Raw genomic sequence first — 1,633 nt, 5'->3', positions numbered from 1 at the left:
CGCGACGGCGCGTGCTCGAGCGGGACGGCGACCGGGCGGACGTCGCCCTCCGCCGCGTCGCCGAGCGCCGCGCGCGGGACGAGCTCGCCGGCCCCGACGACGCGCAGCACGGTCGCCTCGTCCGGCAGCGGCTCGTCCGCGCGCAGGTAGCTGCCCAGGTCGACCGACCCGAGCTGCACGTCGCGGACCACGAGCGTGCCGGGGTCGACGACGTCACCGGGCACGAGCGCGGTGCGCGCGACGTACACGGGCACGGTCGCCTGCGCGGACCGCACCGCCCACGAGCCGAGCGCCACGGAGCCGGCGACCATCGCGACCCCCGCGAGCAGCCGCGGATCACGCCATCCCGGCCGACGCAGGCGCGGCGCCACCGGCGCAGGCAGGTCCAGCACGCTCGTCTCCATGGCACTCCCCGTCGTCGTCGGTACGGCAGGCGCCCATCCTGCCGAGCCGGCCGGGGACGCGGAGGCATGGTTGTGGACAAACCAGTCAGCGCGCCACCGCGTGCCAGACTGCGAGCATGGCCTCGAGGTTCCTCACGCTCGCCGACGTCACGGAGATCCTCAACATCTCCGCCCCGCAGGCCTACGCGCTCGTGCGGTCCGGCGAGCTGCCCGCGATCCAGATCGGTGGACGTGGCGTGTGGCGGGTCGAGGCGACCGAGCTCGAGAGCTACATCCAGCGCATGTACGAGCAGACGCGTGCCCGCAACGCCGCGGAGGCGACGGCCGAGACGGCCGGCTGACCGCGCGGCGCACCGCCGGCGCTGCGGAACGGGGCGCGCGCGGTCCTGATGCTGCGTCCCCGGCGTCGCGGTCGTGGTGCTCAGCCTGAGCGGACGACCTCGAGGGTCGCGAACGTGACCGCCCACGTGCGGGCCCTGCCCGTCGGCCGGTCGCTCTCCGTGAGGTCGAGGTGGTCGGCCCCGACGCGGTCGACCCGACCGACGAGCTCGACGTCGCGCGACCGGACCCGGACGACGGCGCGGTCGCGGGCGAGCGCCCGGAGCGCATGACCGAGGCCGAGCCGCCGTTCCACCGTCGCGGCGGCCGGCGCGGCGTGCACGGTGAGACCCGCCACCGCGACGACCGCGGCCGTCGGCACGAGCGCCCGCTGCACGGGACCGAGCGCCAGCAGCACCCACTCGGGTGTGACGTCGACGAGCGCGCCCTCCACGGGCTCACCGTGCGCGGTCCGGACGGTCACGGACGAGTCGCGCGCCGCGCGGAGGCGGTCCACGAACCCGACGGTGGCGCGCTCGGCGCGCGTGAGCTCCGCGACGTCGAGGCGGACGGCGGCGCTCCGCACCGCGGCGAGCTGCGCCTCCATGTCGTCGAAGAGGGCCTCCCAGCGCACGGCGCCCACGGTACGGCCGAGCCTCACGACCACAGCGCCGGACGCTCGGATCGCGGACACACCTGGACGAACCCGGCACATTCGGATAGATCTACGTGCACTCATCGTCATCAAACGACATCAAACGACATCGAAGGAGCTCGACGTGGTCGAACGTGCACGCAGGGCCCAGAGCGGGGCGACGCCGGCCCGCCCCGGGCGCCCCGGCGCCCGCGGCGCCGCCGTCCTCGGCCTCGCCGTCGCGGCGGGCGCCGCCGCCCTCACCGCGGTGCTGCTC

Annotated in this window: 3 protein-coding genes; 1 reads left to right on the top strand and 2 read right to left on the bottom strand. The window is 75.9% G+C overall.

What is annotated here, in order from left to right:
* A partial coding sequence (locus CTKZ_RS21070) for a CpaB family protein (protein WP_503825980.1) occupies positions 1-404 on the bottom strand: 404 nt, incomplete at its 3' end.
* A gap of 116 nt (positions 405-520) precedes the next feature.
* Here CTKZ_RS21070 and CTKZ_RS21065 point away from each other — a divergent pair.
* Positions 521-745 (top strand): helix-turn-helix domain-containing protein, encoded by a 225-nt coding sequence (locus CTKZ_RS21065; protein ID WP_124344703.1) that lies wholly within the window; start codon positions 521-523, stop codon positions 743-745.
* Between the two features lie 80 nt (positions 746-825).
* Here the strand turns inward: CTKZ_RS21065 and CTKZ_RS21060 are convergent, their stop codons facing one another.
* On the bottom strand, positions 826-1,356 hold the full coding sequence (locus CTKZ_RS21060) for a hypothetical protein (protein WP_124344702.1): 531 nt from the start codon (positions 1,354-1,356) through the stop codon (positions 826-828).
* Positions 1,357-1,633 lie beyond the last annotated feature (277 nt).

This window comes from Cellulomonas algicola, assembly GCF_003851725.1.
Classification (GTDB): domain Bacteria; phylum Actinomycetota; class Actinomycetes; order Actinomycetales; family Cellulomonadaceae; genus Cellulomonas; species Cellulomonas algicola.
Note: the sequence above shows the minus strand (reverse complement) of the source record. Positions and strands in the feature narration are given on the sequence as shown.